The sequence below is a fragment of the Nocardia sp. NPDC003183 genome, from assembly GCF_053590715.1.
This window is the reverse complement of the sequence record NZ_JBSFTG010000017.1, coordinates 83,338-107,607: the sequence shown is the minus strand read 5'-3', so window position 1 is coordinate 107,607 and position 24,270 is coordinate 83,338. Positions and strand designations below refer to the sequence as shown.

Annotated in this window: 20 protein-coding genes; 8 read left to right on the top strand and 12 right to left on the bottom strand. The window is 66.2% G+C overall.

Annotated elements, in window-relative coordinates:
- The first annotated feature begins 180 nt into the window (after positions 1 to 180).
- Positions 181 to 927 carry a helix-turn-helix domain-containing protein gene (locus ACWDXS_RS31270; RefSeq protein ID WP_378992817.1) on the top strand — a complete coding sequence of 249 codons (747 nt, stop codon included), beginning with the start codon at positions 181 to 183 and terminating at the stop codon, positions 925 to 927.
- A 22-nt stretch (positions 928 to 949) separates the two neighbouring features.
- Here ACWDXS_RS31270 and ACWDXS_RS31265 read toward each other — a convergent pair whose 3' ends face one another.
- Both ACWDXS_RS31265 and ACWDXS_RS31260 read right to left on the bottom strand, forming a co-directional pair.
- Positions 950 to 2,158 carry an acetyl-CoA C-acetyltransferase gene (locus ACWDXS_RS31265; RefSeq protein WP_449971269.1) on the bottom strand — a complete coding sequence of 403 codons (1,209 nt, stop codon included), beginning with the start codon at positions 2,156 to 2,158 and terminating at the stop codon, positions 950 to 952.
- Between the two features lie 18 nt (positions 2,159 to 2,176).
- Positions 2,177 to 2,956, bottom strand: a complete 780-nt coding sequence (locus tag ACWDXS_RS31260) for an IclR family transcriptional regulator (protein WP_378992813.1) — start codon at positions 2,954 to 2,956, stop codon at positions 2,177 to 2,179.
- Between the two features lie 254 nt (positions 2,957 to 3,210).
- Here ACWDXS_RS31260 and ACWDXS_RS31255 point away from each other — a divergent pair, with 254 nt between their 5' ends.
- Together ACWDXS_RS31255 and ACWDXS_RS31250 are read left to right on the top strand one after the other, a co-directional pair.
- Entirely contained in the window at positions 3,211 to 3,957 is a 747-nt protein-coding gene (locus tag ACWDXS_RS31255; protein ID WP_378992811.1) for a CoA transferase subunit A, read from the top strand.
- Positions 3,954 to 4,607 carry a CoA transferase subunit B gene (locus tag ACWDXS_RS31250; protein WP_378992809.1) on the top strand — a complete coding sequence of 218 codons (654 nt, stop codon included), beginning with the start codon at positions 3,954 to 3,956 and terminating at the stop codon, positions 4,605 to 4,607. Before ACWDXS_RS31255 ends, ACWDXS_RS31250 begins: the two co-directional genes overlap by 4 nt.
- A 77-nt stretch (positions 4,608 to 4,684) precedes the next feature.
- Here ACWDXS_RS31250 and ACWDXS_RS31245 read toward each other — a convergent pair whose 3' ends face one another.
- Both ACWDXS_RS31245 and ACWDXS_RS31240 read right to left on the bottom strand, forming a co-directional pair.
- On the bottom strand, positions 4,685 to 5,311 hold the full coding sequence (locus ACWDXS_RS31245) for a TetR/AcrR family transcriptional regulator (protein WP_378992807.1): 627 nt from the start codon (positions 5,309 to 5,311) through the stop codon (positions 4,685 to 4,687).
- A 76-nt stretch (positions 5,312 to 5,387) separates the two neighbouring features.
- Positions 5,388 to 6,266 carry a hypothetical protein gene (locus tag ACWDXS_RS31240; RefSeq protein WP_378992806.1) on the bottom strand — a complete coding sequence of 293 codons (879 nt, stop codon included), beginning with the start codon at positions 6,264 to 6,266 and terminating at the stop codon, positions 5,388 to 5,390.
- Positions 6,267 to 6,439: 173 nt separating this feature from the next.
- Here ACWDXS_RS31240 and ACWDXS_RS31235 point away from each other — a divergent pair, with 173 nt between their 5' ends.
- Entirely contained in the window at positions 6,440 to 7,231 is a 792-nt protein-coding gene (locus ACWDXS_RS31235) for a hypothetical protein (RefSeq protein ID WP_387446623.1), read from the top strand.
- Between the two features lie 82 nt (positions 7,232 to 7,313).
- Here ACWDXS_RS31235 and ACWDXS_RS31230 read toward each other — a convergent pair whose 3' ends face one another.
- Together ACWDXS_RS31230 and ACWDXS_RS31225 are read right to left on the bottom strand one after the other, a co-directional pair.
- Complete coding sequence (locus ACWDXS_RS31230; protein ID WP_449971263.1) at positions 7,314 to 9,578, bottom strand: SulP family inorganic anion transporter; 2,265 nt, start codon at positions 9,576 to 9,578, stop codon at positions 7,314 to 7,316.
- 438 nt (positions 9,579 to 10,016) lie between these two features.
- Positions 10,017 to 11,231 (bottom strand): MFS transporter, encoded by a 1,215-nt coding sequence (locus ACWDXS_RS31225; RefSeq protein WP_449971260.1) that lies wholly within the window; start codon positions 11,229 to 11,231, stop codon positions 10,017 to 10,019.
- Positions 11,232 to 11,469: 238 nt separating this feature from the next.
- On the opposite strand from ACWDXS_RS31225, the gene ACWDXS_RS31220 reads away from it, so the two are divergent.
- The 4 genes from ACWDXS_RS31220 to ACWDXS_RS31205 all read left to right on the top strand — a co-directional run bounded on the left by ACWDXS_RS31220 (position 11,470) and on the right by ACWDXS_RS31205 (position 16,798).
- Positions 11,470 to 13,359 (top strand): TetR/AcrR family transcriptional regulator, encoded by a 1,890-nt coding sequence (locus tag ACWDXS_RS31220; protein WP_449971257.1) that lies wholly within the window; start codon positions 11,470 to 11,472, stop codon positions 13,357 to 13,359.
- A gap of 192 nt (positions 13,360 to 13,551) precedes the next feature.
- Positions 13,552 to 15,387 (top strand): acyl-CoA dehydrogenase, encoded by a 1,836-nt coding sequence (locus ACWDXS_RS31215; protein WP_449971316.1) that lies wholly within the window; start codon positions 13,552 to 13,554, stop codon positions 15,385 to 15,387.
- A gap of 52 nt (positions 15,388 to 15,439) precedes the next feature.
- On the top strand, positions 15,440 to 16,060 hold the full coding sequence (locus tag ACWDXS_RS31210) for a TetR/AcrR family transcriptional regulator (RefSeq protein WP_387446617.1): 621 nt from the start codon (positions 15,440 to 15,442) through the stop codon (positions 16,058 to 16,060).
- Positions 16,061 to 16,069: 9 nt separating this feature from the next.
- The gene (locus tag ACWDXS_RS31205) at positions 16,070 to 16,798 is read left to right on the top strand and encodes a TetR/AcrR family transcriptional regulator (protein WP_387447010.1); all 729 of its coding nucleotides are present in this window, start codon (positions 16,070 to 16,072) and stop codon (positions 16,796 to 16,798) included.
- 34 nt (positions 16,799 to 16,832) lie between these two features.
- Here the strand turns inward: ACWDXS_RS31205 and ACWDXS_RS31200 are convergent, their stop codons facing one another.
- Genes ACWDXS_RS31200 through ACWDXS_RS31175 form a run of 6 tightly spaced genes read right to left on the bottom strand, consistent with a single transcriptional unit; the run spans position 16,833 to position 24,252 of the window.
- On the bottom strand, positions 16,833 to 18,290 hold the full coding sequence (locus tag ACWDXS_RS31200; RefSeq protein WP_387446616.1) for an NAD-dependent succinate-semialdehyde dehydrogenase: 1,458 nt from the start codon (positions 18,288 to 18,290) through the stop codon (positions 16,833 to 16,835).
- Positions 18,287 to 19,282, bottom strand: coding sequence for an alpha/beta hydrolase (locus ACWDXS_RS31195; RefSeq protein WP_387446615.1), 996 nt, complete (start codon positions 19,280 to 19,282; stop codon positions 18,287 to 18,289). Before ACWDXS_RS31195 ends, ACWDXS_RS31200 begins: the two co-directional genes overlap by 4 nt.
- Entirely contained in the window at positions 19,279 to 20,736 is a 1,458-nt protein-coding gene (locus ACWDXS_RS31190; RefSeq protein ID WP_449971252.1) for a flavin-containing monooxygenase, read from the bottom strand. The genes ACWDXS_RS31195 and ACWDXS_RS31190 overlap by 4 nt, the downstream gene beginning before the upstream one ends.
- Positions 20,733 to 21,848, bottom strand: coding sequence for an alcohol dehydrogenase catalytic domain-containing protein (locus ACWDXS_RS31185; protein ID WP_449971249.1), 1,116 nt, complete (start codon positions 21,846 to 21,848; stop codon positions 20,733 to 20,735). Before ACWDXS_RS31185 ends, ACWDXS_RS31190 begins: the two co-directional genes overlap by 4 nt.
- Positions 21,845 to 23,086 carry an MFS transporter gene (locus tag ACWDXS_RS31180; RefSeq protein WP_449971246.1) on the bottom strand — a complete coding sequence of 414 codons (1,242 nt, stop codon included), beginning with the start codon at positions 23,084 to 23,086 and terminating at the stop codon, positions 21,845 to 21,847. Before ACWDXS_RS31180 ends, ACWDXS_RS31185 begins: the two co-directional genes overlap by 4 nt.
- A 41-nt stretch (positions 23,087 to 23,127) precedes the next feature.
- A complete protein-coding gene (locus ACWDXS_RS31175; protein ID WP_449971243.1) occupies positions 23,128 to 24,252 on the bottom strand; it encodes an alpha/beta hydrolase in 1,125 nt (374 codons plus the stop codon).
- Between the last annotated feature and the right edge of the window lie 18 nt (positions 24,253 to 24,270).

The window sequence follows — 24,270 nt, the reverse complement described above, 5'->3', positions numbered from 1 at the left end:
CGCCGCCGATGTTCTAACCACCGAGAACATGCACCTCGGGAGGCAAGTTTCCCGCGAAACAGCACGTCGAGACGGGACTGTCCGAATCCACCACGCGCCGCAGGTAGTGTTCATCCATAGTGAACCCGTAGTGTTCACTGATAGTTGATTTCGTTTCGGCGAGTGGACAGAGGTGCGCTGATGCAGGACAGGATCGGGCCGGCATTGAAGCAGGCGCGTCTGGATCGGGGTTCAAGCCTGCGCGGGTTGGCGGCCGCGGCGGGCATCTCCGCCAGCCAGCTCTCCCAGATCGAGAACAACAAGTCCCAGCCGTCGGTGAGCACCCTCTACGCCCTCGTCAACCATCTCGAGGTCTCCCTCGATGATCTCCTGGGCCTGCGGTACGGCCGCGCCGAGCCCACCGCCGAACCGGCCGGACACTCGGGCACGAGCCGATCCACCGGAGTGGTTCAACGCGCCGCGGACAACCCGGTGCTCGAGATGGCCAACGGGGTCCGGTGGGAAAAGCTCGCGCTCGACCCGGACGCGGGCGTCGACGCCCTGCTGGTCACCTACGAGCCGGGTGCCGCGAGCTCGGTGGACCGAATGCCGATGCGCCACTCCGGAACCGAGTACGCCTACCTGTTCACCGGGGAGCTGACGCTGCTGCTCGATTTCGACAGGTACACCATCGGCGCGGGCGACTCGCTGTGCTTCGATTCCACCCGGCCGCACATGTACGTCAACCAGTCGAGCGAACCCGCGCGCGGCGTGTGGTTCGTCGCGGGCCGCCACGAATCCGGCCCCACCCGGGCATGGGTCGCCGCACAGCTCGGTGAGACCGACACCGAATCGCCCCTGCGCGTGACGAATGCGGTCGACGCACTGGATCTACTCGGTGCCAACATCGTGCGACCACCCGCGGTAAAACCCGGCCGCGAGAGCTAGTCGCGACCGGGTCCCGAGTGGATCAGAGGCGTTCGAATACGGCCGCCAGCCCCTGTCCGCCGCCGATGCACATCGTTTCGAGGCCGTAGCGGCCTTCGCGGCGGGCCAGTTCGTGCAGCAGGGTGGCCAGGATTCTGGCGCCGGTAGCGCCGACCGGGTGACCGAGGGAGATTCCCGAGCCGTTGGGGTTGACGCGCGGGTCGTCGGGTTCGATCTTCCAGGTCCGCAGGACGGCCAGTGTCTGTGCGGCGAAGGCCTCGTTGAGTTCGATCACGTCCAGGTCGTCGAGTGTGAGATCTATTCGTGCGAGCGCTTTTTCGGTCGCGGGTACCGGTCCGATACCCATGGTGGACGGCGGTACGCCCGCGACCGCCCACGACGCCAGTCGAGCGATGGGGCGCAGCCCGAGTGCCTGCGCACGCTGCGGTGTCGTCACGATACAGACGGCCGCGCCGTCGTTCTGGCCGCTGGAATTTCCGGCGGTCACCGTGGACTCGGGATCGATACCGAGACGGATCGGGCGCAGCTTGCCCAGCGTATCGAGGTCGGTATCGGCTCGTGGATGCTCATCGGTGCGCACCTGCAGTGGCTCCCGCTTACGTTGCGGCACAGCGACACTCACCAGCTCCGCCTCGAAGCGACCATCACGCTGCGCGGCGACGGCGCGCTGGTGCGACTGCACGGCGAGCGCGTCCTGGTCCGCGCGGCTGATGGCGAACTGCGCGCGCAGGTTCTCCGCAGTTTCGATCATGCCGCCGGCGACCGGAAAGTTCCTGCCGCCAGCGGTGATTCGCGCACGCGCGAGGCGGTCGTGCAACACCGGCCCGTCGCCACGGATGCCCCAGCGGATGTCGGTGGCGTAGAACTCGGTGCGGCTCATGGATTCCACGCCGCCCGCCAGGACGAGATCGCTGCCGCCCGATTGCACCTGCATGCAGGCTTGCAGCACTGCCTGCAGACCCGACCCGCAGCGCCGGTCCACCTGGATGCCGGGTACGCCGATCCCCAGGCCCGCGTCCAGCGCGGCGATGCGGCCGATCGCGGGCGCCTCGCCGTTGGGCGAGGACTGCCCGAGGATGACGTCGTCGACGGTCGCGGCGTCGAGTCCGGTGCGGGCGATCAGTTCGGTGATCACGGCCGCGGCGAGGTCTTGCGGGGCGATGTCTTTGAACACCCCGCCGAATCGTCCGACCGGGGTTCGCAGTGGTTCGCAGATAACAGCTTCGGGCATAGCTCTTCCTCGTAGGTGTCAGGTGGTGGATCGGATCCGGGTGAGGTCGCGCTCGATCGCGGCACCGGTCTCGAGCAGGGCGGGAACCAGGGAGTCGCGCACCTCGCCGAGCGTGTATCGGGCGGCCTGGGTGGAGATGTTCACCGCGGCGACGACCACACCGTGCTGGTCGCGCACGGGCGCCGCCATCGACCGCAGACCGTGCTCGAGTTCCTGGTCGACGACGCAGTAGCCATCTGCGCGGACTTGGGCCAGCTCGGCGCGCAGTTGTCGTTTCGTGGTGACCGTCATGTCGGTGAGGGGCGTCAAGTCGACCTTCGCCAGGTAGTTCTCCAGCGCGTCGGTGTCGAGGTCGGCGAGCAGGACCCGGCCCATCGAGGTGGCGTAGGCGGGGAAACGGGTCCCGATGTTGATCGACACGGTCATGATCCGGCTGACGGGGACACGGGCCACGTAGACGATGTCGGTGCCGTCCAAAATCGACACCGAGGTCGACTCACGAACCTTCTCGGCCAGCGCCTCGAGGTGCGGGCCCGCCAGATCGGGCAGGCTCAGGCTGGACAAGAAGCTGTACCCGAGCTCGAGCACGCGCGGCGTGAGCCAGAACTGGTTTCCGTCCGAGCGCACATAGCCGAGCTCGACCAGGGTGAGCAGGAAACGCCGGGCGGTGGCCCGGGTCAGATCGGTGGCCTGGGCGACCTCGCTGAGGGTGCGCCGTGGATGCTCCGCATCGAAGGCCCGAATGACGGCGAGGCCGCGCGCGAGGGACTGCACGTAATCCGGCGACGGTTCTGTCATGGCTGCCGTAACTCCTTCTCCCACTGGGCCCGATGGCGTCCACCCCGCGGCGAACGTCGGTGCACCGAGCCGGGCCCGAGGCTACGTCGCGACGGCCCGGCACGAGGCTCGGCATGCACGAAGAACACTTGTTCATGATGCGAACACAAGTCCGTATTGCGAACACGCTACGTCCACAACTCCGGCCTACGCAAGTGTTCGCTATGCGAACGTGAGTGCGTATTGCGAACATCTCGGCTAGCATCGCTGGCGTGATGGACAAAGTCATTGCGACGGCCGCCGAGGCCGTCGCCGATATTCAGGACGGCGCGTCGTTCGCGGTCGGCGGATTCGGCCTGGTCGGCGTGCCGCAGGTACTCATCGACGCCGTACTCGCCCACGGCGCCACCGATCTCGAGGTCGTCAGCAACAACTGCGGCACCGCTGGCGTCGGATTGGGCGTGCTCCTCGAAGCGCGCCGGATCCGCCGCACGACCAGCTCCTACGTCGGATCGAACGCGGAGTTCGCACGTCAGTTCCTCGCCGGCGAGCTCGAAGTGGAACTGACGCCGCAGGGCACCCTGGCCGAGCGGATGCGGGCGGGCGGTGCGGGCATTCCGGCGTTCTATACCCCTGCGGGTGTCGGTACACAGGTCGCCGACGGCGGACTGCCGCTGCGCTACGACGGCGACGGCGGGATCGCGCTGGCCAGTCCCCCGAAGGAGACGCGGGTGTTCGGCGGGGTGCACTATGTGCTCGAACACGCGATCGTCACCGATTTCGCGCTGGTCCACGCCTGGAAGGGCGACCGTCACGGCAACCTCGTCTACCGGCGCAGCGCGCGCAACTTCAATCCGCCCGCTGCCACGGCGGGCCGGATCACCATCGCCCAGGTCGAGCAGTTGGTGGAGCCGGGCGAACTGGATCCGGACGAAGTACACACCCCCGGCATCCATGTGCAGCGCGTGGTGCACGTGGGCGCAGTCGAGGTCGGAATCGAGAACAGGACGGTGCGCGCATGACGTGGACACGCCAGGAGTTGGCGGCCCGGGTGGCCGCCGAGCTCAGTGACGGCCAGTACGTCAACCTCGGTATCGGGATGCCGACGTTGGTGCCGAACTACCTGCCCGAGGATGTCACGGTCGTACTGCATTCGGAGAACGGCGTCCTGGGCGTCGGGCCCTACCCGACCGAGGACGAAGTCGATCCCGAGCTGATCAACGCGGGCAAAGAGACGATCACCGTCCTGCCCGGTGCCTCCTACTTCGACTCGTCGCAGTCCTTCGGGATGATCCGCGGCGGCTGCGTCGACGTCGCCGTGCTGGGCGCGATGCAGGTCAGCGCCCACGGTGACCTGGCGAACTGGATGATTCCGGGCAAGATGGTCAAAGGCATGGGTGGCGCGATGGACCTGGTCCACGGCGCGAAACGGGTGATCGTGATGATGGAACACCGTTCCCGCAGTGGCGAACCCAAGATCGTCGAGCAGTGCACCCTGCCACTGACCGGGTTGGGTTGCGTGCACCGGATCATCACCGAGATGGCCGTGCTCGACATCGGCCCCGACGGGCTGACACTTGTCGAAATGGCGCCGGGCGTCAGCGAATCCGACGTTCGAGCCGCCACCGGAGCAGATCTCACGGTCGCGCTCGCCACCGCCCCTGCCCGATGAGATTCGGTGTGAAGCCCACACGGAAGGGGGGTGCGGGCTTCACACCGACTTGATCCGTTCGCGAAGCGTGACTGTCCTCAGGTCCGTTCGCCATGGAGAGCGAGGGTGTCGTCGATGCAGCGTGCGATGAACACGTCGTCGATCGCCTGTTCTCCGACCAAGAGCCTGAAATACAGTGGTGCGGAAAGGGTTTCGAGCACAGCGCGCGGATTCACCGATGCCGGGAGTTCACCGCGCGCCACCGCGTTCGTGATCACCTGGGAGCTGCGCTCGAAGCGATCGTTCCAGAATTTGCGGCGCGCGGCGTCGACCTCCGGATCGGAGGACAGAGCCACGGTGGTGCCCACCAGCCGCGCCATCCCCGGACGCGAGATCAGGTCGGAAACCTGTCCGGCCAGCACCGCCAGATCCGATCGCAAGTTGCCGGTGTCCGGCGCGGGATTACCGACGGCGGCGAGCTCGGTGACCGCCTCGGCGATCAACGCCGTCCGGGTGCCCCAGCGGCGATAGATCGTCGTCTCGGCGACACCGGCGCGGGCCGCGACGTCACCGATGGTCAACCCCTCGATGCCGTGCTCGGTCACCTGCTCCAGGGTCGCGGTCAGAACAGCGTCGCGCACCCGCGCCGAGCGTCCCCCGGTCCGCTTACGCGGAGCCGGGGGTGTCACCGACTGTTCGTCGGCATCGAGTCCACTCTGATCCATGGTCCAGTTCTACTCGACGGCCGTGCCGTATGCCCAATGCCGATCGATGGGCCCGGTGCGTCCGGCCCCATCCGGATCAGCGCAGGTATGCCTCGATCCAGTTGCCGAATTCGGTCGCGAGATGCCACTGGTGCTCGCTGATGTACAAACCGGGCACCGCCGCGGGAAACGCGACTTTCAGCTGACTGCGGAACCCACCGCCGGGTTCGTCACGGAACTGATGGCAGACCCCGCCGATGAGTTCACCGTCGGCGAGCCTGGCCGCGCCGGCGACCGCGAACGGGTAGGCCGGATCCGCGGCGACCACCACCTTCGCCGGGTCGGTGTACTCGACGAGGAACCGGCTGGCGAGCATGGCTCCACCGGTCACCTCGACGACCTCCTGCCGCCCGTCGGGCATGGTGGCGATGATGTAGTGGTCCGGGCAGGCGTCGGTCCAGAACGCCTGATCGTTGCTCACCCGCGCCCGGTCGAACGTGTCGATGAAGCCCTGCGCGGTGCCACGATCACTGGCGATCTCGACAGTCGACACGGCCCAGCGCCCACCCGAGGCCGCGAGCGTGGCACGGGTGGCGGCCTCGGAGGCGACGAGCTCACCGGCGAGCAGCTCACGCAGTCCGCTGGAGCCGATCAGCACGCGAGCCTGTGCCAGCACCGCTCGGGCGGCGGGGATGTCGTCGACGTCGATCGCGAAGCGGGCGAGCAGTGAGTCGAGTTCACCGGTCAGCAGGCCGACGTAGTCCTTGCGCAGCCGCGCAGCGGCGACCGAGAGCCGCCGCCGTTCCCACTCGACGACCCTGCCCTGCTCGACCAATCGGCCGTCGATGTATGTCCGCAGTCCGGCTGCCGACGGACCAGGGTCGGCGAAAGTGGTTCCCGCACCGGCATAGGCGACCGCCGCGGTGGCGGCCGTCACCCCGGCGGCACGGACGATGAAGCTTCTTCTGGTCAGCATTGACCAATTCCCTTCGATTTAAAGCCAGTTCAACTTGCGATAACACAGCTTCCGTTACCGCCGTCACGTTGTCAACGGTCTGCGCATAATTAACGCCACACGAACTTGCGTTTCCAGGCGCAGGACGGCAGTCTTAATGCAAGTTTCATTAGCTTTAATGAGAGGTAGTCGACATGGACGATCCCATCGAAATCCGAACATTCCTCGGCGCGGAGAACGTCACACGCCAGCAGGTGCGCGCCTGGGAAGCGCGGCGCGCCGAAGCGGTGCTCAAGAGGTTCGCCGCGCGCCTGGGGCACCGCGGAGTAGCCGAACTCCTGCCCGATTTCACGATCGGCAGGGCGCTGGACGCGCCCCTCGACGTCCAGCGCGAGGCCCTCACCGCCATGAAAACCGAGCTGGGTCACGCGGGGATCTACGCCATGCTCAAGCGCGATCTGGCGATCTCGGACCGGATGGCACGAATCGGGGTCGCCACCAGCCGGGGCCGAGCCAAGTACTCGGTCACCCGCCTCGAAGTCCCCCACTACTCCGCGCAGCGATTCGCCGACTGGTTCAACGACCTGACCATCACCGACGCCGAGGTCGACATGGTGGCCGCCACCCCGGACCACTACCTGTTGCGCGGCCTGCCCGACGGCCGTCAGGAAGTCGTCGAAACAACCGGCGGCTCGCCCACGGCTTCGCGGTTCCTCGTCGACTACACCAGAACCGAAGCGCTGACCATCCCCGTCGATCCCGACTACCCCATCCAGGTGGCGGGCCAGGCCCTGCTCGACGACGGCCTGGTCATCGGCGGCGTCCGCCACCAGTTCCGCGACCGCGACGGCACTCTCGAAGCCCTACTGACGGTGCAGTTCCCGGGCAATCTGCCCGACCGGCTCATCCACCAGCACCAGTGGCACCTGGCCGACGAGTTCAGCAACTGGATGATCGCCGCGGCCCCGGTCGCGGCGACCGCCTGACACCGAGGACCGCACAGACCGATGCCCGGCCCACCGATATCGGCGGGCCGGGCATCGAATCAGGTGACCGGGTCGGCCGCCCTCAGCCGGGCTGCACTGCGTGCTGGTCGATGAGATACACGCCAGCCGTAGCGATGTCGAAGTACATCCCGGCCAGACGCAGCAGCCCCGCACGCTCGGCAGCGACAACGGTGGGGTAGGTCCGCAAGTGCTCGAGTTGTTGGGCCACATTGTGTTTGGCCAGCTCATCGACCGTGCTGCCGACCTGCTCGACCGGTCCGGGACCCAACGCGGGAGCGGGAAGGCCCGCGATCATGCGCGCCACACTGGGTTGCGTCTGCTCGATCCAGTGGTTCAGCCCGGGCAGGTGCCCCGGAGCCCCGGTGAGCGCCGCGGTCATCGCGCCGCACGAGGAGTGCCCGCACACGACGATGTCCTCCACGCCGAGGACTTCGACCGCGAATTCGACGGCCGCGGCCACCGAGCTGTCGGCCACCGAGCCGGGACCTGTCACCGCGTCGCTGACCGGGACGAGGTTGCCGATATTGCGCACCACGAACAGGTCGCCCGGCCCACTGGCGGTGATCATGTTCGGCACGATGCGCGAGTCGGCGCAGGTGATGAGCAGCGTCTTGGGTGCCTGCCCGGTGGAGAGCCGGTTCATCAGCGGGCGCACCGAGGCCGCGGTGTGCGTGCGGTAGGTATCGACACCACGTTGCAGTGACGGGTTGACCGTTGTCGGCGCACCCAGGTCCGACCGGAGTTCGGCGAGCTCGGGCGACTGCCAGTCCGGCCAACCCGCCATCCACGGTGCGGGCGATGCCGCGGCGGTCTTGCGGTGCACGGTCGGCGTGCCGTCCCGTCCGGCGCTCAGCCAGGGGTGGCCGATCTCCTGGACTATCACCAGTCCACCGCCTGCCTCGTAGCTCTCCTGCCAGTCGTTGATCGTCTCGAAGACGCAATGGTCGAGATAGTCCGCGACCAGATCCACGTGCACGACAGCTGCCGGCGGAATCGAGTTCAGCACTGCCGACAGCTTCGGCGTGGACAGGAAGCTGAGCGAGCCCTCGATCACGAGGTGCCACCCGTCTTCTCGTTCCTCGGCGTGGATACCCGACCACATGGTGCGGTACAGCATCATCACCGCGGCGACAGCCAGACCGAGGAACACGCCCATCATCAGATCGAGCAACACCACCCCGCCGATCGTCGCCAGGTAGACGGGCAGGTCGCCGTGCCTGTGCGCGGTGCGGACGTGCCCGATGTCGACGAGCTTGATACCAACGTAGACCAGCAGACCCGCCAGCGCTGCCATGGGAATGTTCTGGATCAGACCACCCAGCGCCACGGTGAAGACGAGCACCCAGACCCCGTGCAGCACAGCGGACCAACGGGTGCGCGCGCCGGCCATCACATTGGTCGAGCTACGCACGATTACGCCGGTGACGGGCAGTCCGCCGACCGCGCCGCAGGCGATATTGGAGATGCCCTGCCCGATGAGTTCCCGGTTCAGATCGGCCCGCGGGCCCCGGTGCAGCTTGTCGACAGCGACAGCGGAGAGCAGGTTCTCCACGCTGGCGATGAGCGCCACCGACAGCACCCCGATCAGGAACGCACCGAGCTCGGATCCGGGCAGACGCGGCGCGAACGACAGTGCGGCAAGCGGGTTTCCGGGAATATCGACCCGCCCGACCGGCAGATCGGCCAGGGTCGAGACCAGCGTGACGAGCACGATCGCGACCAGCGGTCCCGGGACCCGGCGCACCGTCGCGGGCAGCTTCGGCCACAGCAGCAGGATGGCGAACGTGAACAACCCGACGACAACTTCCCACAGCGGGGCGGCGACGAGGTCGCCGGGCATCGAGGCCAGGTTCTCGATCGGCGAGCTCTTCGCCTTCGACCCGAGGATCACGTGCACCTGACCGAGGACGATGGTGACGCCGATACCGGCCAGCATGGCGTGCACCACCGCCGGTGAGATCGCCAGCGCGACACGGGCGACACGACTGAGCCCCAGCAGGATCTGCAAGCCACCCGCGATGACAGTGATGGCGCACATCGCCGCCCAGCCCAGATCGGTGATCAATCCCGCCACGACGACGACCATTCCCGCGGCCGGACCACTGACCATCAGCGGTGATCCGCCGAGAAGCCCGCCGAGGACTCCGGCGATCACCGAGGAGATCAGCCCGCTGTAGACCGGGGCACCCGAGGCCAGCGCGATGCCCAGGCACAGCGGCACCGCGACCAGGAAGACGACGATCGACGACGGGAGGTCGAACTTCACCACCTCGCGCCAGCCGGATCTCACAGCATCCGGACTCGAGCGCGTTTCTGTTGCTTGCATGAATAACTTCCTCTCGGTCGACGGCCGACCGCTCGCACCGTCATCCCTATTTGCGCTGAATCCCCTCCACCAAGAAGATCGGAGAAAACCGAACATCTGGATAACGGAACAATAACCCCAACCAGCTTCATTCGGTACGTCAGATATGTAAACAATAGTGTCAGGCTGATTCTTGGGAAATTACTTCATCACAATCCAAAACAAAGGTGCCGACAGTCACAGGGCCCAGCTTCAGCACATTGAATAATGTACTTATGCAGATTCTTCACACGAACAATTACCAGCTCACATGGCTTTTTGGAGTGCCGTTCAGGCGAAGTCAAACAACTAAAGCCCGTTTCCGGGGCTTCTGGAAACGGGCATCGCGTCCGATATCTACGCACACCGAACGCCTGTTTTAGATTTTGCGTCGAGCAGAATCTTTCGATCGCCGCGAGATTATTTCTCGGGCGCGCGCCGGGCGGCGATGACGGTAGTAACCAAGGCCAGAACCGCCACTACAACAATGGCTCCGTCCAGGGTCGTACCCGCAGTCCGCAATCCCCAATGATTCGCGGCGAGCCCTTGTCCGATTACCGGAATCGACGTAGCGAGATAAGCGACGACAAAATAGGCCGAGACCACTTCCGCGCGTCGAGTCTCCGAGACCGCGTCGAGCAGGGCGACGACGCCCTTACTGAACGACAAGCCCTGACCGATGCCGCAGAACGCCGCACCCATGACCATGAGCGCGAACGCCTGAGCGGCCAGCGCGGCGATGAGAACCAGTCCACCCACCGCGAGCAGCGCGCAGCCGATAACGATCGCGACCGGCGTCGACATCCCACGACCGATGATCTGCGCCGAGGCCGAACACAGGAACAGGGTGGCGATCACGAGCGCGGTGATCGCGTGGTTGTCGATGCCGATGACATGGACCAGGAACGACGGGGCGATGGCGCTGAACGATCCCATGACCGCGAAGCCCGCCCCGGCCGCCAGCGCCGCACGGGCGAAGGTGGCGCGCGCTTCGGCGGGCACCACCGGCTTCTGCATTCTCGGTCGGGCCCGGCTGGTCACCTCGACCGGTTCGGCGATGAACCACACGCCCACCGCCGCCGCTGTCAGCAGGATCAAGTCGATGACGAAGGGGCTGCGCAGCGGCGTCGAACCGCACTCCGCGATCAGACCACCGGCCAGGACTCCGAGCCCGAGCCCACCGATGTTCGCCGCAGTGGCCACCGCGGCGGCGCGGTGACGCCACGAAACCGGAGCCGTGTCGATGACGGCAGCGGTGGCAGCACCCGCGTAGATGCCCGCCGAAATACCCGATAGCAGTCGCGCACCCATCAGCTGCCAGACCGGTCCCGCGGTCAGGAACACCACCGCACCGACAGCAGAGAAAGCGATGCCCGCGAGAAGTAGTGGGCGGCGGCCGAATTGATCGGACCAGCGGCCGAACAAGATCAGCGCCGCGACGACCCCCAGTGCGTAGGCCGCGAAGATGGTGGTGGTGGTGAGCACGTCGAACCCCATGTGCTCGGCATAGAGCGCGTACAGCGGGGTTGGCAGCGTGGTGCCCATCATGACGACCATGAAGGCGAAGACCGTGATGACGAAAGCGAGTGGGCCCGCCCGTCGCGTCGTCGCGGTGTCCGCCGCGGATGCAACCATGACCAGCCCTGCCTCTCTGTGCGATCGATCGTTAACGCCATAACCAATTGCGTTAAGACTGCCCTCTGTTCCGAGCAAGCACAAGGGCTCGCATCTCGCGCACCGCTGGCGGGGACAGGGCGAGCCAGAGGCAGTATTGTGAATACGCGAGTATCCATAATATGCGTGAGCAGGGGCGCAGCACCGCACGGAACACATGGCACAGGGACCGACAGCATGGCGACCGAATGGAGAAGTGGTGGCGAGAATCACGCCGGCAGCCCGCAGCTACGCGGGCCTGACGGCCGACGAGCGGCGGACCGAGCGGCGGCACCGCCTTCGGCACACAGCCGTCGAAGCCTTCGCCACCGGACCCGGCTATCGCGACGTCCGACTGGCCGAACTCTGCCGAACCGCGGGGTTGTCGACCCGGCAGTTCTACCAGGAGTACAACACCCTCGAAGACCTGCTGAGTGAACTGTTCCTACACGTGAACGACACCGCTGAACAGCGCGTCCTCGACGCGTCCCGACAGACAGTGGGTCGACCGCTGCGCGAGCGGGCGGCGGCGATAATCGTTGCCTACCTCTCGTACTTCACCGCCGATCGCCGCTGGGCCCGGGTCGCGTTCGTCGAAATAGTGGGAGTCAGCGAGCCGATGGATCTGCAACGCCTGCAGGTCCGTTCGCGCTGGCTGGACCAGCTGTGCGACACGTTCGACAGTTTCGCCTCCGACGGTGAGATCGCCCCGGACGACTTCCGGCTCAGCGCCACCACGTTCGCGGGCGCGGTCAACGGATTGATGCACGACTGGGCGATCGGCTGGATCGATGCCACCCCGGAGCAGCTCGCCGACAGCCTGCAGCGCATCCTCTTCGGAATTCTGGGCGCACCGGGCCCGAAGCAATCGCAGGTGGACCCGCCCAGCGCCGAGCAGACATCGGTTCGCCGCAGACCACGCAACCGCAGGGAGATCATTCTGCGCACGGCCGCGACCGCGTTCGCCGAGCGCGGCTTCCACCGCACCTCGATGACCGACATCGCCTCGGCCACCGGCGTCACCCACGCCGCGGTCTATCGACACTTCCGCACGAAGCAGGAGCTCCTCGGTTCCTGCCTGCGTGAAAGTCTCGACCTGATCATCTCCCGGATCGATACCGCTCGCGAGAATCCGGGCGATGCCGGTGCGGCACTGCACGAGCTGGTCCGGGTCACGCTGGAGATCCGCGGTGTCGCCCGGCTGTGGCAACTCGAGTTCCGGAGCCTGAGGCCGGTCGACCGCAGCGGCATCCTGTCGCGCGCGGTTCGCCTGACCCAGCGCATCAGAGAGACCGTCGGTCAGCGTCGGCCAGGCCTGGCCCCGAGCGATCTGGAAGCGCTGAGCTGGATCGTTCTGTCCGTGGTGACCAGCCCGTCCAACCATCGCATCCAGCTGCCGACGGATCGATTCGTCGCGACACTCGACGCGGTCCTCGGTGCCGCGGTCGACGTCGATCTTCCCGCCGGCGACGCGCGGACACGGATCATCGAGTCCGGCGACACCGGACCGGACACGCGATCCGAGCCCGACTCCCGGCCGGAGCGAATGATCATCGCCGCGGCACAGCTGTTCGAGGAACGTGGTTTCGGCGCGGTGAGCATCGAGGACATCGGTGCCGCGGTCGGGGTCAGCGGGGCCGCGCTCTATCACCATTTCGCCGGCAAGACCCAACTGCTCAACGAGATCATCGACCGCAACAACGAATGGGTCGAGATCTACGCCCAGCGTGCGCTCGCCGAGGGTACGACGCCGCGGGCATCGCTGCGGCTCCTGCTGCGGTACTACGTGGAATTCGCCATGGATCGCACCGATCTCGTCGGTACGGCGGTCAGCGAGATCGGGCACCTCCCCGACGACGCCGCGGCCAGGTACCGCCGCATCCACCGTGAAGGCAATATCGGCTGGGCACGACTGCTGCAGTCGATTCGCCCTGAACTGGCGATGCCGACCGCCCGGGTGTTGATCCACACGATCACGACCGTGGTCACCGACTCGGTGCGCAATCCCCGGCTCACGCGGCGTGCCGACCTCGCTGACCTGCTGTGCGCTATCGGTGAGCGAATCGCCATGGCCGATGTGCCCTCCTCGCCGATACCGCAGCCGGTCTGATAGTGACTTACCGGCACTGAAAGTGTGAACTCCCAGACCAGTTGGTGATACATAATGTCCAGCAACCTTATCGCAGAGTTACATAGGTTGCGTGGATCGGATTGCTGCGCGATCATGGCTCCGGCAGCGCGCCGCGCGCCGCGTTTCAGCACCCGCTCGAACGAGGCGGGTCCCGTCGAGAGGGATGACCCGGTGGGCCACTACAAGAGCAACGTTCGTGACCTGGAATTCAATCTGTTCGAGGTGTACGGGCTCGCTACCGCCCTCGACGCGGGCGCCTTCGGCGACCTGGACAGCGACACCGTCCAGATGATGCTGTCCGAGGCGGCCAGGCTGGCGGAGGGGCCGCTCGCGGACCCGTTTGCCGAAACCGACCGCAATCCACCGGTTTTCACGCCTGCCACCAACTCGGTTCGACTACCGGAACCGTTCAAGAAGGCAGTGCGCGCCTGGCACGAGGCAGGCTGGTGGCGGGTGGCCAAGAGCGAGGCGATCGGGGGCGTGCCCGCACCTTCCATGCTCGCTTGGGCGATCAGCGAGCTGATCCTGGGCGCCCAGCCCGCGGCCTACATGTACCTCGCGGGGCCGACGATGGCGCAGATCCTCACTGGGATCGGGACGCAACAGCAGCAGCGCTGGGCAAGGCACATCGTCGAACGCAACTGGGGCGCGACGATGGTGCTGACCGAACCGGATGCGGGCTCCGACGTCGGCGCGGGCCGCACCACGGCAAGCGAGCAGGAAGACGGATCGTGGCACATCCGGGGCGTGAAGCGATTCATCACTTCCGCCGACTCCGACGACCTGTTCGAAAACATCGTCCATCTGGTCCTGGCGCGCCCGGAAGGAGCCGGGCCGGGAACCAAGGAGCTGAGCCTGTTCATCGTCCCGAAGTTCCACTTCGATGACGACAGCGGCGAGCCCGGCGAGCGCAACGGCGTTTTCGTCACCAACGTCGAACACAAGATGGGCTTGAAGGCCTCGGCCACCTGCGAGCTGACCTTCGGCGGGCACGAGGTACCCGCGGTGGGCTACCTCGTCGGCGACATCCACGACGGCATCGCTCAGATGTTCAAGGTGATCGAGGAAGCCCGAATGATGGTCGGCACCAAGGCTATCGCCACCCTCTCCACCGGCTATCTCAACGCACTCGACTACGCGAAAACCCGGGTCCAAGGCTCGGATCTGGCCCGATCCTTGGACAGGAACGCCCCGAAAGTCACCATCATCAATCACGCCGATGTCCGCCGGTCGCTGATGATGCAGAAGGCCTACACCGAAGGCCTGCGCTCCATCTACCTCTACACAGCGGGCCATCAGGACCAGGTCCTCGCCCGCCAGATCTCCGGCGCCGACGAGAACCTCGCCGAACGCGTCAACGATCTGCTCCTGCCGGTCGTCAAAGGCGTCGGCTCCGAACGTGCCTACCAGTACCTGACCGAGTCCCTGCAAACCTTCGGCGGATCCGGGTTCCTCCAGGACTACCCGATCGAGCAGTACATCCGCGACGCCAAGATCGACTCGCTCTACGAGGGCACCACCGCGATCCAGGCGCAGGACTTCTTCTTCCGCAAGATCGCGCGCGATCGCGGGGTGGCGCTGGCGCACCTGCTCGACCAGGTCCGATCCACCGCCGGGTCCGATGCCGATGGCGGGCGCCTCAAGACCGAGAAGATTCTGCTCGCCCACGCGCTCGAGGACATTCAAGAAGTCGCGGGCGACCTGACCAAACACCTGTTCGCCGGGCGCGCGGAGCCGACCGAGCTCTACCGGATCGGTCTGAATGCCGTCCGCTTTCTGCTGGCCGTCGGCGATCTGCTCGTGGCATGGCGGCTGATCGTCGCCGCCGATATCGCGCTCGCGGCGCTGGGCACCGAGGACGGCCTCGACGAGGCCGAGTTCTACCAGGGCAAGGTCGCCGTCGCCTCGTTCTTCGCCACCACGGTCCTGCCCCACCTGACCGCCGAACGCGCGGTCGTCTCCAGCACCGACCTCGCCGTGATGCGTCTCGACGAATCGGGGTTCTGAATACCAACGCTGTCGGCCGAGTGCACCCGTTCTTCTCGGCCGACAGGCGACGATGAGTGCGAACACGCAGCGGCACAACAAGGTCATGACGCGCAGGATCGCGCGCAGAAACCAGCTTCTCGACATCGCACGAGAGGCGTTCGTGGCCAAGGGATACCACGGTGTCACCATGGCCCTGCTCGCTCGCCGGGCCGACGTGACCAAACCTGTGCTCTACGACTACTTCTCCAGCAAACTCGACCTCTACCTGACAGTCGTCCAGTGCATGCTCGACGACTTGGTCGCCACGGTGGACCGAGCACTCGGCTCTGCCGAGACCGATCGGAAGGTCGTCGACAGCACGGTCGCGGTCTTCTTCGACCTGATCGATCACGAGGGCATTTCTAGCCTCACGCTCGTTTTCGGTGGCGGCGTGCCCAGTGAGCCGTCGGTCGAACTGCGAGTCCGCGCAGCACTGTCGAGCTGTGCGGGCGCCATCGCAGAACGACTGTGCCCGCACGACAGCGAGCAGGCACGGGCGCGAATGCTGGCCTTCGGCTTGGTCGGCGCCAGTCTGACCGCTGCCTCGGATTGGCATCGGGCCGGAATGCTCGTACCCAAGCACCACGCGGTGGAAGCGATCAGCACCTTGTGCTGGCACGGACTACACGGCCTCGACATCCGTTCATCATGAAACTAGTTGGTGCACAACATCTTTCGTATGTTTCATATCACCACATTGCCGAGCGGGACACCCTTGCGCCGGGTCCGCCCGGCTTCCAATGTTGATCACAGGGGGGCCAGTGGTGGAGGTGCAATAGTGGATGAGGAGAAACGTCGGCGGCCCGGCGGACGATCCGCGCGAGTACGGGAATCCGTCATCGACGCGACACTGAAAGTTCTGGCCGACAAGGGGTTGACCGCTTTCGCGGTCGCGGAGGTCGTCGCCCTGTCCCAGGTCCATGAGACAACCATCTACCGACGCTGGGGCTCACGCGAGGACCTCATCGTCGATGCCTTGTCGAGCGCGGCAGGCTTGTCTGTCCAGATCCCCGACACCGGCTCGATTCGCTCCGACCTCGACGAGCTGCTGAACATCGTCAGCGAATGTCTCGGCACACCGACGGGACGGTTACTGAACCAAGCCTTGTCCTTCGGCGGCGACGACCCGCGATGGACAAGGCTGCGAGACGCCCTGTGGGATGCCACGCTGCGACCGATCTACCCGATCACCGAACGCGCGGTCCGCAGGGGCGAGCTGCCGGTCGGCATCGAACCACGAATGTTGCTCGAAACCTTGCTCGCCCCTTTACAGTTGCGGGCCTTGGTACTGAGTGATCCCCTCGATCCGCAGCTGCGAATTCGCTTCATCGACATGATCCTCCACGGCGCCGCGAGTGCGGTCGCCGCGGAGGACGATCCGGACGGATGACCGCAACGATGATCGAAGCGGCAGTCGCGGTGGATCAGTTCGTGAGCGCGATGTATTTGGAGTCGAGGTATTCGTCGATGCCTTCGATGCCGCCTTCGTGTCCGAGGCCGGAGGCTTTGACGCCGCCGAACGGAGCCGCGACATCGGACAGGACTCCCCGATTGACCGCGACCATGCCGGTCTCCAACGCATCGGTGACGCGTAGGGCGCGGCCGAGGTCACGGGTGTAAAGGTAGGCGGCCAAGCCGTACTCGCTGGCATTGGCTCGGTCGATCGCTTCGGCTTCGTCGCCGAAACCGGTGACGACCGCGACCGGACCGAAGATCTCCTGGTCGAGAATGTGCGCGCGGACGGGGATCTGGTCAAGGACCGTGGGCGGGTAGAAGAAACCTGGACCAGGCAGCGGTTTGCCGCCGGTTCGTATCCGGGCACCGGCCGCGACCGCTTCGTCGACGAGCCCTGCGACCCTGTCGAGCTGGGCGGCACTGACCAGCGGCCCGACTGCGACGCCCGCCCGATGCCCGGCACCGACGGTCAACGCGGCCATGCGGTCGGTCAGCCGGGCGGTGAATTCCTCGAGCACAGCGTCGGCGACCAGGAAACGGTTGGCGGCCGTGCAGGCTTGTCCGCCGTTGCGCATCTTGGCGGCCATCGCACCGTCGACCGCGGCGTCGAGGTCGGCATCGTCGAAGACCAGGAAGGGAGCATTGCCGCCCAGTTCCATCGAGGTGCGCAACACCCCGGAAGCCGCACGGGCGAGCAGAATTCGCCCGACCCGCGTGGAACCGGTGAAGGTCAGCTTCCGCAGGCGGCGGTCGGCGAACAGCGGCGTCGATATCGATGCGGCATCGGAGGTCGGCAGCACCGAGAGGACACCGGCGGGCAGGCCTGCTTCGGCGAAGATCCGTGCCAGCGCCAGCATGGTCAACGGTGTCTCGGCCGCAGGCTTCACGATCACAGTGCAGCCCGCGGCCAGTGCCGGACCGATCTTGCGGGTTCCCATGGCCAATGGGAAGTTCCACGGGGTAATCGCCAGCACCGGCCCTACCGGGGCTTTGGTGACCAGGATCCGGCCGTTGCCTGCCGGTGCGTGCGTGTATCGGCCCTGAACGCGCACCGCTTCCTCACTGAACCAGCGCAAGAACTCCGCGCCGTAGGCGACCTCCGCGCGACTGTCCGGCAGGGCACGTCCCATCTCGGCGGTCATGAGCAACGCGAGATCTTCGGCGCGCTCGGTGACAAACTCCCATGCCCTGCGCAGGATCTGGGAGCGTTCGCGGGGTGCGGTGGCGGCCCAGGGGCGCTGGACTCGATCGGCCGACTCGATGGCCAGCATCGCGTCGATGGCGCGGGCGTCGGCGACGGTGGTCAGGGTGTCGCCGGTGGCCGGGTCGAGGACCGGGTACCGGTAGCCGTCGGTGGCATCGACCGCTGCTCCGTCGAGCCACAGGCCCTGCGGGGTGTCGGCGATCACTGCTGTTGCGTCGATCATCGTTGTGCTCCTTCGGGTTCACCGGTCGGGGCGAACCCTCGGTCGACCTCCTCATGGGCGATGGCAGCCAGGAAAACGCAGGCTTGATCCAGCACGGCCCGACCGGTTGCGACCACCCCCGCCGACGTGAACAGGCCGTGCGCGTGCCGGGGCAGATGGATGTGGGTGATCGGCGCTCCGCACGCGGCCAAGGTCGCGGCGTAGTCGATGCCTTCATCGCAGAGCGGATCGTTGCCGACCGTGGACAAGAAGGTGGGGATCGGGTGTGGGTGCAGGCCGGGGTTGAGGTCCGGTGCGTCCCGTGGTGTCGCGATGCCGCCGAGATAGAGGTCGGTGAACCAGTGCATGGTCGCCGCGGTGAGCGGAAACCCGTGCTGGACGCGGTGATAGGAGGCGGTGTCCATGGCGAGGCTGAGTACCGGGTACAGCAACATCTGGGCGCGAACACGGGGACACTCCGCGGCGATCGCCGCGGCGAGCTGACCACCGGCACTGTCACCGCCGACGATCACCCGTTCGACATCGAGACCGTGCTCGATTCCGTGTTCCATCAGCCACCGGGTCGCGGTGCGCATGTCCTCGACGGCGGCGGGATACGGGTGTTCGGGGGCCAAACGGTAGTCGACCGAAACCACCGCCACGTCGGCATGGGCGGCGAGATAACGGCACAGGGTGTCGTGGGTGTCCGGGCTGCCCATCACCCAGCCGCCACCGTGGGCGAACAGCAGGACCGGGCGCGCGGAGCCGACCGGGTAGTTGCTGTACAACCTGATCGGAAGGTCTTGCTCCGCACCGATGTTCATGTCCTCGACGCGAGCCAGCTCGACCCGGAGCAGCCCGTTGCTCGCGCAGCCCGCGGTATAGGATGCGCGCGCGGCATCGACACCGAGGGTGTCGAACGATGCGCTGCCGTTGTCGCGGAAAGCGCGAATGAGAGCTCGTTGGTCGGCGGCCACGTCGTCGAGGCCGCGATCGGGTGATTCAGTGCTCACGAACGCACCGCTTCGGGTCGCGTCCGCGCCGTCACCAATCGCCGGTAGTCCTCGACGGTGCCGCACCAGTTGTTGATGACCTTGCCGTCGCTGTTCTTGTACCACGACGAGCATTCGGAGGTGAACGCCGAATCCTCGAGCTGCACCTGCAGCCACGCGTTGTACCCGCGGATCGCGTACTCCTCGACATCGATGTTCAGTTCGCTGTAGGCACACAGCCGTTCGACGGATTCGGCGATGAATTCGTGCTGCACTTCGAGCATCGCCACGACCGAGTTGTGATTGAGGTTGGTGTTGGGCCCGGAGACGAGGAACATGTTCGGGAAGCCGTCGACGAGCATGCCCAGATACGCCTCAGGGGTACTGCCCCATCGCTCGTGCAGCGATCGGCCGCCGCGGCCGATGATCGCGGTGTCGCCTTGGAAAGACTGGCTGGCGAATCCGGTGCCGAAGACGACCACATCCAGTGGGTAGAACTCGCCGTTGCCGACGAGCACGCCGTCCGGGGTGAAGCGCAAGATGTTCGCGGTCTCCACGGTGACATTCGGCTGGGTCAGGGCCGGGTAGTAGTCGTCGCTGCGCAGGATGCGCTTGCATCCGAAGTCGTAGCCGGGAGTCAGTACGGCACGCAGATCGGGGTCGGCGACCTGACTTTCCAGATGGCGGCGGGCATCGTCGGCACCGTCGCGTTGGTCGTCTGTTCCGCGCCTGGTTCGATCGAAGCCCGCCTCACGTTCGTTGTGAATGCGCTCGCGCAGCGCGTGAAAGGTTTCCGGGTCGTTCTGGTGCGTATCGCGTTCGGCGCTGGTGAACACCTGCTGGTTGCGGGGCAGGATGTAGTTCGCCGAACGCTGGAAGACCACGAGCTGCCGTGCCGACGCGGCGATCTCGGGAACGTACTGGACCGCGCTCGCCGCCGCCCCGATGCTCGCGACTCGCTTGCCCGTCAGGTCGGCGGTGTGGTCCCAGCGCGCGGAGTGGAACATGGTGCCGCGGAACGAATCCTGGCCCGTGAAGGTGGGGATGTGCGGTGTGCCGAGCTGCCCCCACGCGGGAATCAGTGCGCGCGTGTGGAACTCGTTGCCGTTCTGGTCGGTCACCACCCAGTGCGACCTCGACTCGTCCCACTGCGCCCGCACGACTCTGGTGCCGAGACGGATGTGGTCGGTGAGTGCGAAGTGCTGCGCGAGATGGTGCAGATAGCTCAGCAACTCGTCGCGGCCCGCGTACATCCGCGACACCGTGAGGTGCGGGAGGTAGCTGTAGCAGTAGATGACCGACTGGGTGTCGCACGCGGCGCCGGGATAGGTGTTGTCGCGCCAGACACCGCCGATCTCGTCGCCTGCTTCCAGCAGGCAGAAGTTCCGGATGCCGCGGCGTGTCAGTCGGGCGGCGGCGCCGAGGCCACCGAAACCGGCGCCGATGATGAGCGCGTCGTAGAGGTGTTCGGTCATATGTCGTCTCCGAAGGTGATGATCTGGCGGATCTCGTTGCCGCCTGCCAGGCGGTCCATGGCGGTGTTGATGTCGTCGAGGGCGATGCGCGAGGAGATCAGCCTGTCGACGGGCAGGCGACCTTCTCGCCACAGCCGCTCGTAGCGAGGGATGTCGCGGGCGGGATCGGCGGAACCGAGGTAGCTGCCGACCAGGGATTGCGCACGGCTGGTGAGACGCAACGGCGAGAGGGTGATCTGCGCCTGCGGATCGGGCAGTCCGACCGTGACCGTGGTCCCGCCGACCGCGGTGCACGCGATCGCTGTCTCGAGTGCGCGTGGATGGCCTGCCGCCTCGACGACGATGTCGGCCTCGACTCCGTTGTCGATGGCCTGGGCAGGCGTGAACACGTCGTCCGCGCCGAGCGCTCGGGCGGAGTCGAGTTTGTCGTCGAGGGTGTCGATGCCGATGACACGGCAATCCCGTTGCGCGAGCGCGACCAGCAGCGCGGCCATTCCCACTCCACCCAGACCGACGACGGCGATCGTGTTCCCCGGTACCGGCGCACGCACATTGAGCACGGCACCGCCACCTGTCAGCACCGCGCATCCCAGCACGGCCGCGACCTCGGCGGGAACGTCGTCGCCCACCGGCACCACCGAGCGCCGGTCGACGACGACGTGGGTGGCGAACGCCGACACCCCGAGGTGATGGTGCACAGTCGAGCCGTCGCGGGTCAGGCGGCGACCACCGTCGAGCATGATGCCTTCCGCGTTCGCCGCGGAGCCCGCCGGGCACGGCACACGCCCCGCCGTGTCACAGGCCGCACAGTCGCGGCACCGCGGCAGAAACGTCATCACGACCCGGGTTCCCGGCTCGATGTCCTCGACTCGGGCGCCGACCCGGAGTACCGATCCCGCGGCTTCGTGACCGAGCAGCATCGGCAGCGGCCGTGGCCTGCTTCCGGTGAGCACCGACAGATCCGAGTGACAGACCCCGGCGGCCTCCACCCGGACCAGGACTTCGTTGTCCCGCGGGTCGGCCAGGTCGAGCTCGCACACTCGCAGCGGTCTGGACTGGCTGAACGGAGTGTCGGCTCCCGCTTGTTCGAGGACCGCACCACGGATTTTCACAGCTTCACTCCGTCGTCTTCGGCCGAGAACGTGCCGTGGGGCAGAGCAGTCGCCGGGCTGTAGCGCTCGGGCAGCGCGATGACGGCGACGGCCGCGAGCAGGAACAGCCCACCGCAGAGCGCGAAGCCGATGGCGAAACCGGTGGTGCCCGCCAGGTAGCCGAGCAGCAGCGGGGCCAGCGCCGAGATACCGCGGCCGACGTTGAAGCAGAAGCCCGCACCGGTCGCGCGGAGCTCGGTGGGATACAGCTCGCCGAGATAGCTGCCGAGAATGCCGGTGAACACGGCGAAGAAGGCGTAGGCGGGCCCGAGCACCAGCAGTGTCGTCTCGTTGGCGACCACCACGTAGAGAGGAAGCACCAGGCCGGTCCCGAGCAGCGAGGCGATGAGCGCGCGCTTTCGGCCGACCTTGTCGGCGATGAACCCGAAGACGTTGTACCCCAAGAACATTCCCAGGTTCAGCACACTGATGAACACCGCGACTGTGGTGGCGGGGACCTGACGGTCTTCAGCCAGGAAGGTGGGCAGCCAGGCGCTGGCTCCCCAGAAGCCCAGCAATGCCAGCGAACACACGGTGGTGCCCAGGACCGTGGAGCGAATCAGCGTGCGGCCGAAGATCTCCCGGGTGTTCGCTGTCGGCGCTTCGCCCGCCGCGCGGCGAGCGCTGACGTTGTCGAGCCATTCGCGCGATTCGGGGAAGAACCGCCAGATCAGCACAATCGGCACGATCACGCCGACCCCGGAGACGAAGAACATCGCCCGCCAGTTCGAGGCATAGGTGCCCGCGATCAGCGCCGCGAGCATGCCACCCACCGGGAACGCGCTCATCACGAACGCGACGGCGCGGCCCCGTTCCCGCTCGGGCCACGACTCGACCACATAGGTCGACACGATCGCCCACACACCGCCCAACCCGAAACCGGCGACCAACCGCGACACCATGATCCAGCCGAAGCTCGGCATCACCGCCACCGATGCCGTGCACAGACCGAACAGCACCAGGCTGCCCAACAGGGCCGCCTTCCGGCCGTGCTTATCGGCGATCCGGCCGACCGTGACCGAACTGGCGCCGATGCCGAGCAAGGTCGACGTGGCCAAGAGGCCACCCTGCACGACACTGATACCGAGGTCTGCGCGCATCGACGGCAGAGCCAGCGACAGAATGACGATTTCCAGCGCGTCGAACAGATAAGCGGTGAACGATCCGATCAAGATGATCCACCGAACGGGAATATTCATCTAACGACCCCATTGTCAATAAATGTGTGAGGGACTGGGTTTCAGTTCGACGAACTGAATGCGGAGCCGAACCAATCGGCGGCCTTCGCGGCGGCGACATTGGTGTCGCGCTGGTCGGAGTACAAACTCATGTGACTGACCGAGGGCAAGATCTCGAGACGTTTCGCCGGGCTGGCGATGTCGTTGAATGCCGCGATCTCGCGGTCCCACATCGTGATGTTGTCGCCCTCGGCGACGATCATCATCACCTTCTTGTCGAGAATGCGCGGCAGGAAGGGAAACACCGAGTAGTTCAGCAGCAACTCGGTGGACTCGAGCGTGCTCCAGTGCTCATGACGCTCGGCTTCCCCGGACTCCCTCAGCTTGTTGAACACCTCACCGATTCGCGGGAAGGGCCAGGTGGACAGCTCTTTCCATGGCTCCAGCGAACTCATGCGCAGGGTCGCCCCTTCCCCGCCGCCGGCGCGAATCCTGCGGTCGGCCAGGATCGCCGCCTCCAGTTCCGCGAACGCGACTTCACCGTGCGCACGGCGCATGTTGTCATAGCCTTCGACCACCGGAACCACGCTCACCGCGGCCTTCACGCGGCTGTCGGTGGCGGCCAGCACCAAGGCGTGCCCGCCGCTGTAGGAGATGCCGAACACCCCGAGCTGTTGCGCATCGACATCGTCTCGAGTTTCGACATAGCTCAGTGCGTTCTTGTAATCGGCGATCTGTTCCCATGGATCGATGTGCTGGCGTCGCGCACCGCCGCTCTCACCGAATCCCCGATAGTCGAATCCGAGGAATTGCACCTGCTGCTCGGCCACGATTCGCGCGACATGTGGAAGGACGATTTCCTTGACGTAGCACCAGCCACCGCCGGCAACCACCGTGGGCAAGGGACCCTCCACACCGTCGGGCCGGAACAGGGTGCCGACCAAGGTCTCGCCATCACTCTGAAATAGGACGCGCTCTTCCATGAGCTGTTCCTCCGCTGCATCGAGAAAGAATTGAATTCGGCGAGTGCCGTGAAAGAAGGCTATGTGCGCCGCGTCACCTCGCAGTGTCTCGATTTCGAGATCGCACCGACCGATTCCTTCGACAGCGCGACTTCGTGTCGCAGATCTGAGACACTCCTCGCCGGCGTTCGGGGTTACCATCAGAGCAAGTGTGTTGCCGGTCACACAAGGTGGTGATGCGAA

Excerpts from the sequence above, each read along its gene's own strand:
- ACWDXS_RS31270 (WP_378992817.1), top strand. The coding sequence starts at position 181 with ATGCAGGACAGGATCGGGCCGGCATTGAAGCAGGCGCGTCTGGATCGG.
- ACWDXS_RS31265 (WP_449971269.1), bottom strand. The coding sequence starts at position 2,158 with ATGCCCGAAGCTGTTATCTGCGAACCACTGCGAACCCCGGTCGGACGA.
- ACWDXS_RS31260 (WP_378992813.1), bottom strand. The coding sequence starts at position 2,956 with ATGACAGAACCGTCGCCGGATTACGTGCAGTCCCTCGCGCGCGGCCTC.
- ACWDXS_RS31255 (WP_378992811.1), top strand. The coding sequence starts at position 3,211 with ATGGACAAAGTCATTGCGACGGCCGCCGAGGCCGTCGCCGATATTCAG.
- ACWDXS_RS31250 (WP_378992809.1), top strand. The coding sequence starts at position 3,954 with ATGACGTGGACACGCCAGGAGTTGGCGGCCCGGGTGGCCGCCGAGCTC.
- ACWDXS_RS31245 (WP_378992807.1), bottom strand. The coding sequence starts at position 5,311 with ATGGATCAGAGTGGACTCGATGCCGACGAACAGTCGGTGACACCCCCG.
- ACWDXS_RS31240 (WP_378992806.1), bottom strand. The coding sequence starts at position 6,266 with ATGCTGACCAGAAGAAGCTTCATCGTCCGTGCCGCCGGGGTGACGGCC.
- ACWDXS_RS31235 (WP_387446623.1), top strand. The coding sequence starts at position 6,440 with ATGGACGATCCCATCGAAATCCGAACATTCCTCGGCGCGGAGAACGTC.
- ACWDXS_RS31230 (WP_449971263.1), bottom strand. The coding sequence starts at position 9,578 with ATGCAAGCAACAGAAACGCGCTCGAGTCCGGATGCTGTGAGATCCGGC.
- ACWDXS_RS31225 (WP_449971260.1), bottom strand. The coding sequence starts at position 11,231 with ATGGTTGCATCCGCGGCGGACACCGCGACGACGCGACGGGCGGGCCCA.
- ACWDXS_RS31210 (WP_387446617.1), top strand. The coding sequence starts at position 15,440 with ATGAGTGCGAACACGCAGCGGCACAACAAGGTCATGACGCGCAGGATC.
- ACWDXS_RS31200 (WP_387446616.1), bottom strand. The coding sequence starts at position 18,290 with ATGATCGACGCAACAGCAGTGATCGCCGACACCCCGCAGGGCCTGTGG.
- ACWDXS_RS31190 (WP_449971252.1), bottom strand. The coding sequence starts at position 20,736 with ATGACCGAACACCTCTACGACGCGCTCATCATCGGCGCCGGTTTCGGT.
- ACWDXS_RS31180 (WP_449971246.1), bottom strand. The coding sequence starts at position 23,086 with ATGAATATTCCCGTTCGGTGGATCATCTTGATCGGATCGTTCACCGCT.